This window comes from Ferroglobus sp., from assembly GCF_015521575.1.
Classification (GTDB): domain Archaea; phylum Halobacteriota; class Archaeoglobi; order Archaeoglobales; family Archaeoglobaceae; genus Ferroglobus.
Genome location: NZ_WANY01000242.1, coordinates 1 through 6,201 on the forward strand (window position 1 = coordinate 1; position 6,201 = coordinate 6,201).

Annotated in this window: 8 protein-coding genes; all 8 read left to right on the top strand. The window is 43.8% G+C overall.

Going from position 1 to position 6,201, the window contains the following annotated elements:
• Positions 1–44: 44 nt before the first annotated feature.
• Positions 45–740 carry an indole-3-glycerol phosphate synthase TrpC gene (gene trpC, locus F7C14_RS09715; protein ID WP_290902340.1) on the top strand — a complete coding sequence of 232 codons (696 nt, stop codon included), beginning with the start codon at positions 45–47 and terminating at the stop codon, positions 738–740.
• Entirely contained in the window at positions 734–1,705 is a 972-nt protein-coding gene (gene trpD, locus F7C14_RS09720; RefSeq protein ID WP_290902342.1) for an anthranilate phosphoribosyltransferase, read from the top strand. The genes trpC and trpD overlap by 7 nt, the downstream gene beginning before the upstream one ends.
• On the top strand, positions 1,686–2,987 hold the full coding sequence (locus tag F7C14_RS09725; RefSeq protein WP_290902344.1) for an anthranilate synthase component I: 1,302 nt from the start codon (positions 1,686–1,688) through the stop codon (positions 2,985–2,987). The genes trpD and F7C14_RS09725 overlap by 20 nt, the downstream gene beginning before the upstream one ends.
• Positions 2,984–3,547, top strand: a complete 564-nt coding sequence (locus tag F7C14_RS09730; protein ID WP_290902346.1) for an aminodeoxychorismate/anthranilate synthase component II — start codon at positions 2,984–2,986, stop codon at positions 3,545–3,547. Before F7C14_RS09725 ends, F7C14_RS09730 begins: the two co-directional genes overlap by 4 nt.
• Positions 3,544–4,167 (top strand): phosphoribosylanthranilate isomerase, encoded by a 624-nt coding sequence (locus tag F7C14_RS09735; protein WP_290902348.1) that lies wholly within the window; start codon positions 3,544–3,546, stop codon positions 4,165–4,167. The genes F7C14_RS09730 and F7C14_RS09735 overlap by 4 nt, the downstream gene beginning before the upstream one ends.
• Positions 4,164–4,925 (top strand): 2-amino-3,7-dideoxy-D-threo-hept-6-ulosonate synthase, encoded by a 762-nt coding sequence (locus F7C14_RS09740; protein WP_290902350.1) that lies wholly within the window; start codon positions 4,164–4,166, stop codon positions 4,923–4,925. Before F7C14_RS09735 ends, F7C14_RS09740 begins: the two co-directional genes overlap by 4 nt.
• Complete coding sequence (locus F7C14_RS09745) at positions 4,903–5,262, top strand: ACT domain-containing protein (RefSeq protein ID WP_290902352.1); 360 nt, start codon at positions 4,903–4,905, stop codon at positions 5,260–5,262. The genes F7C14_RS09740 and F7C14_RS09745 overlap by 23 nt, the downstream gene beginning before the upstream one ends.
• A partial coding sequence (gene trpB / locus F7C14_RS09750; protein WP_290902354.1) for a tryptophan synthase subunit beta occupies positions 5,259–6,201 on the top strand: 943 nt, incomplete at its 3' end. The genes F7C14_RS09745 and trpB, both read left to right, overlap by 4 nt.

A 6,201-nucleotide genomic window follows, 5' to 3' on the forward strand; every position in this document is an offset into this window, starting at 1 on the left:
CTTTAGCAAAGTTTAAATACAATAAACGAGTTCAATCTTATAATATGGGAATAAACTTGTCAAACATGATCAGAAGGAGAATAAAGGAGAGGTTGAACCCAATTGTAGCTGAGATAAAAGTCCATTCTCCCAAATACGGAGATCTGCTCAAGGGTAGAGATCCGTTTAAAATACTGGAAATATACGAGAGCTGCAACGTGGCGGGAATTTCATACATAACCGAAACAAGGTATTTCAAGGGGAACTTCGAACTGTTTAAGCAGATCTGCAAATATTCTCAGCTTCCAGTCTTGAGAAAGGATTTCATAACGAGTAAAAACGAAATTGAAAGAACTGCCGAAGCTGACGGAGATGCGATTTTGATAGTGCCGAGAATTCTTGGAGAGAAAACTTCGGAGTTCGTTGATTTCGCTTTGGAGCACGGGATTGAGAGCGTTGTTGAAGTTCACAGCGAAACGGAAGTTAAAATGGCTCTGGAAACAAAAACCCCGATAGTCGGGATAAACAACAGAGACATTGGAAAGCTTGAGAAGGACGATGGGAGTGTTGAAATTACGAGGCGGTTGTCCAAATTAATTCCAAACAGTTTTGTGAAAATTAGCGAGAGCGGAATAACGAATTTGGAGGATCTGAGAATAGCTTTAAGGTTTGCCGACGCAGCTTTGATAGGAACTGCTTTTATGAAAGCTGAGAGGACTGAGGAGGTTGTAAAATCTTTTGTGGAGGCCAAACTATGCTGAGTAAAATTGTTGAAAGAAAAAATTTGAGCTTTGAGGAGGCTTACGAACTCTACAACCAATTGGTTGAAGAGAGTCCGATAAAAATAGCTGCCTATCTTTCTGCCCTCCAAACCAAGGGCTTCACAGCTGAGGAGCTTGCCGGCTTTGCAAAAGCGATGAGGGACAAGGCTTTGAAAGTTAACTTTGGCGAGGTTTGCGACACCTGCGGAACTGGAGGGGATAAGGCTTTAACCATAAACGTTAGCACAGCTTCAGCCATAATTCTTTCTCTTTTTAGAAAAGTCGCCAAGCACGGAAACAGATCGATCACCTCTAAGAGCGGTTCCGCCAACGTCCTCGAAGCTTTTGGAGTTAAAGTAGACTTGAAGCCGGAAGAGGCGAAAGAAGTTTTGGACAGAACGAATTTCACTTTCCTCTTCGCCCCCCTCTACAACGATTCTCTCAAAAAAGTTATGGGCGTGAGGAGGGAGCTGGGGATAAGAACGATCTTCAACGTCCTCGGACCTTTAGCGAATCCCGCAAACCCTTCCTATCAGCTTGTAGGTGTTTTCTCAGAAGATCTTGTCGAAAAGGTCGCCGAAGCGTTGAAAATTCTTGGCGTTAAGAGGGGAGTCGTTGTTCACGGAAGCGGCTTGGATGAAGTCAGTCCGAAAAATGAAACGGTCGTCGCTGAGGTGAATCGCGAAATCGAAATTTACAAATTAAAGCCGGAAGATTTTGGAGTTAAAAGAGCGAAAATAGTCCCATGCTTTTCTCCGGAGGAAAGCGCGAAAAGAATTGCTGCTGTACTTTCCGGAAGAGGTTTGGAGGAAGATAGAACGTTTATTCTTGTCAATGCAAGTTTGGCTCTCTATTCCACCGAATTTGGTGAGCTCGATGAGTGCGTTGAAGTCGTTAAACACGCTCTTTCTGGGGAAGCTGTTAAAAAGCTGGAGGAGATAATCAATGTTTCTAAGGAGATTTGAATTCGTTGAGCCGGTAAAGATTTACTCTGCTTTGAGAGATGAGGACTATCCTTTCTTACTTGAATCAGCCACCAAGCACGAGAAGAGAGCGAGGTTCTCCTACATCGGTGCAAATCCGGAGTTCGTTGTTGAAATAAGTGGGAAGGGAACGAAAGTCGATGGAAAGAAATTTTCCGGAGAAACAAACCCGTTTAAAGCTTTAAAAGAAATAGCAAAATTCGAAAAAGCTGAAGGAAAATTCGTCGGAGGATTCGTCGGATACATTGCCTACGATGCGGTCCAGAACTACCTTGGAGGGGAGGTAAGAGAAAAATCCGAATTCGGATTTTACAAGGAAATTTTCATGGTGGATCACGTAAATAAGCAGACGTACTTTTTGAGCTTAAACTCTGCTGAATCGAATCCGGAAAGAATTATTGAAAAAGCTAAGAGAAGCGAGATTAAAGAGGAGAAAGAAAATTCCAACATTTTGGGATGCGACGCAGATAAGGATGATTTCATCGAAATGGTCTCCAAGGCGAAGGATTACATATACGAGGGGGAAATATTTCAGGTTGTTTTGTCAAGAGAATACAGAGTTTCCTCCGACTTATCTCCATTACAGATTTATCTGAATCTGAGAAGGATAAATCCGAGTCCGTACATGTTCCTCCTTGAGTTCGAAAAGAGTCTGGTTGGTGCTTCTCCGGAAACCATGGCATCTGTCGAAAACAACATCCTGAAAATAAATCCCATCGCCGGAACAGCTGGAAGAGGTAGAGATGAGGAGGAAGATTCGAAGATAGCGGAATCTCTTCTCTCCGATGAGAAGGAGAGAGCTGAACATGTTATGCTCGTAGATCTCGCAAGAAACGATGTCAGAAAGGTTTGCAAGGCTGGAAGCGTTAAAGTGACGAAGTTCATGGAGGTGATAAAGTACAGCCACGTGCAGCATATAGAGAGTGAAGTTGTTGGAGAGCTTAGAGAGGACATGAGCTGTTTTGAGGCAATGGAAGCTGCTTTTCCAGCAGGAACACTAACTGGAGCTCCTAAAATCAGAGCTATGGAGATAATAGATGAGCTGGAGAAGTCCAAAAGGAGAGTTTACGGAGGTTGCGTCGGATACTTTTCCGTTAACAATTCAGCTGATATGGCTATAGCCATAAGGATGGTGGAGATAGACGATGCTTATCGAATAAGAGCTGGAGCCGGTATTGTTGCTGATTCGAATCCCGAAAGGGAATTTTACGAGACCGAGAAGAAGATGAGAGCAGTTTTAAAAGCCCTTGAGGTGGTAGAATGATCGTTATTGTTGACAATCGGGACTCGTTCGTTTGGAATTTAGCCGAATACGTGTCGCTTTTTGACAGAGTTAAGGTTGTAAGCAACACAGTCTCAATTAACGAAATCAAAAAAATGAATCCGGATGGAATAGTAATCTCTCCTGGCCCCTCCTCACCTCAAAACAAAAAGGAAGTCGGAAACAGTCCGGAAATAGTGTTGGAAATCGACGCTCCCATATTGGGAGTTTGTTTGGGACATCAGATAATAGCTTACGTTTTTGGAGGGGAGGTTGGAAAGGTTCATCCGGTTCATGGAAAGCCAAGCGAGGTTGAGCACGACGGAAAAACGATTTTCGAAGGTGTAAGGAATCCGCTTGTGGCAGCAAGGTATCATTCTCTGGCCGTGCTGAAAGTCCCGAAGGGTTTTGAAATCTCCGCAAAGTGCAAGGAAGGAATCGTCATGGGAATTAGGCATAAAAAGAAACCCATCGAAGGGGTTCAGTTTCATCCAGAAAGCGTGTTAACTCCGAGGAGTGAAGGGTTGAGGATTATCAGGAATTTCGTGGAGATGTGCAGATGATCGTGAAAATCTGCGGGATAAAAACTCTGAAAGAGCTTGAAATCGTAGAAAAATACGCTGACTTCGGAGGAGTTGTTGTTGAGACCGAATCGAAAAGAAGGGTCTCTTTGGCTAAAGCCAAGGAAATAATTCATTCGGCTAAAATTCCGGTATTCGTGGTTTCAACTCTTAAAAACGAAAAGGAAAGGCAGTTTTTGATAGAAAAAACCGAAGCGAGTTTCGTTCAGATTCACTCCAACGCAAAGCCAGAAACTGTTGAGGCTGTTAGAGAGCTTGGCGTAAAAGTTATGAAAGCTTTTAAAGTTCCCAAGAAAAGCAGGAATCCGAAAAAGGAAGCTGAAAAGATTGGTAACGAGATAGAACTGTACAATTCGGATTTCATTCTCCTCGATACCGGAAGAGGAAGCGGAGAGCAGCACGATCATAGGATCAGCAGAATTCTTGCGGAGAGGTTTGATGTAATTCTTGCTGGAGGGTTAACTCCTGAAAACGTGGGAAGAGTGGTTAATTTCGTCAAACCCATCGGAGTTGACGTTTCAAGCGGAGTTGAGGCGTATGGGGAGAAAAATGAAATTCTCGTGAAAGAATTCGTTAAAAAAGCGAGAGGTGGTATTTGTTGATCGGGAAGAGGAGGAGGTTAGGGAGAATTCTTAGAAACGGGAGAACCGTTATCGTCCCGATGGATCATGGAATTACAAAGCCAGAAGTGGGACTGGAAAACATTGACTCCCTCATAGGTTTAATAGAAAACTATGTGGATGCGGTGGTTTTGCACAAAGGGGTTGTCAAGAGCTCTGAGATTCTACAAAATTCTGATGTAGCTTTGATAATTCACCTCAGCGCATCGACCAAGCTTGGAAAGCCGGAAAATAAAAAGCTCGTGACGAGTGTCGAGAAAGCTATAGCGCTTGGAGCTGATGGTGTAAGCGTTCACGTAAACATTGGTGCAGAAAACGAGGGAGAGCAGCTTGAAAAGCTTGGACTAATTTCGGAGATATGCGATTCTTACGGAATGCCGTTGCTCGTGATGAGCTACCCGAAGGGAGAAAGGAATTTAAATACCGTTAAGCATGCGGCAAGGGTTGCCTACGAGCTTGGAGCGGATATTGTAAAAGTGCCATTCGTTGAGGAGATGGATGAGGTAGTGGAATACGCGAAAATTCCCGTCGTAATCGCTGGAGGGGGAAAGACAGCTGAAGCTGACTTCTTTAGGATGGTTGAAAAAGCTCTAATTTGCGGAGCTGCTGGAGTGGCGGCTGGAAGAAATGTTTTTCAGAGCGAAAATCCGACGAGAGTTGTAAGAATACTCCACAAAATCGTTCACGAAGGAGTGAGATTCGAAGAAGTGGTGAGTTATGTTGAAGGTTCTGATAGATAGGGAAAATTTTGCGATCGCAAGAACTGACAGTTTACGGGAGGTTGAATTCTTTGCAGCGATTAACTACAAAGGCTTTACTCTCGTTTTGAGGGAAAAGGAAGCTGAGAAAATGGATTGTCAAGAAGTTGAGGGAGGGTTCAAGCTAATCACATTCGACGCAAAAATGGACTTTTCCACTGTAGGCTTCATAGCAAAAATTTCGAATGCGTTAGCGGAGGAAGAAATTCCCGTCTTGGTATTCTCTTCCTATTTCACCGATCACCTTCTCATCAGGGAAGAACATCTTGAAAAAGCGATAGAGGTTTTTGAGAAACTTGGGTTTGAGGTGGAAACGTGAAGTTTGGGGAATTCGGGGGAATGTACGTTCCCGAAACATTAGTTCCTCCTTTAATGGAGCTTGAAAAAGCTTATAGAAAAGTGAAAAAGGATGAAAGCTTCTGGGAAGAGTTTGATTTTTATCTGAGGAACTATGCCGGCAGACCGACTCCGCTGTATTTTGCCAGAAATCTTAGCAAAAAAGTAGGAGGGGCTAAAATCTATTTAAAAAGGGAAGATTTACTTCACAGCGGAGCTCACAAGATAAACAACACTATCGGACAGGCTTTGCTTGCAAAACGAATGGGAAAAACTCGACTCATCGCTGAAACCGGAGCTGGACAGCATGGTGTTGCGACAGCAATAGCGGGAGCTTTGTTTGAGCTGAAAACAGACATTTACATGGGAGCTGAAGACGTGGAGAGGCAGAAGATGAACGTTTTCAGAATGAAAATACTTGGAGCGAATGTAATTCCCGTAGAGAGCGGAAGTAGGACTTTAAAAGATGCGATAAACGAAGCTTTGAGAGACTGGGTTTCAAGTTTTGAATTTACCCATTACCTCATAGGCTCCGTTGTTGGACCGCATCCCTATCCAATTATGGTCAGAGACTTTCAATCCGTTATAGGGAAGGAGACTTGGGAGCAGATAATGAGAAAAGAAGGGTATCTACCCGATATGATAGTAGCATGCGTTGGAGGGGGTAGCAACGCGATAGGAATATTCCACGAGTTTTTGAACACGAAGGTCAGGCTTGTTGGAGTTGAGGCTGGAGGGAAGGGAATTGAGAGCGGAAAACATTCAGCATCTCTTTCAGCCGGTAGAAAAGGAGTTCTCCACGGAATGCTTTCCTATTTCCTCCAAGATGAGGATGGGCAAATAGCTACTACTCACAGCATCGCCGCTGGCTTGGATTACCCCGGTGTTGGCCCGGAACATGCGTGGCTTAAAGACAGTGGAA

Excerpts from the sequence above, each read along its gene's own strand:
- F7C14_RS09745 (WP_290902352.1), top strand. The coding sequence starts at position 4,903 with ATGTTGAAGGTTCTGATAGATAGGGAAAATTTTGCGATCGCAAGAACT.
- F7C14_RS09730 (WP_290902346.1), top strand. The coding sequence starts at position 2,984 with ATGATCGTTATTGTTGACAATCGGGACTCGTTCGTTTGGAATTTAGCC.
- trpC (WP_290902340.1), top strand. The coding sequence starts at position 45 with ATGGGAATAAACTTGTCAAACATGATCAGAAGGAGAATAAAGGAGAGG.
- F7C14_RS09725 (WP_290902344.1), top strand. The coding sequence starts at position 1,686 with ATGTTTCTAAGGAGATTTGAATTCGTTGAGCCGGTAAAGATTTACTCT.
- trpD (WP_290902342.1), top strand. The coding sequence starts at position 734 with ATGCTGAGTAAAATTGTTGAAAGAAAAAATTTGAGCTTTGAGGAGGCT.
- F7C14_RS09735 (WP_290902348.1), top strand. The coding sequence starts at position 3,544 with ATGATCGTGAAAATCTGCGGGATAAAAACTCTGAAAGAGCTTGAAATC.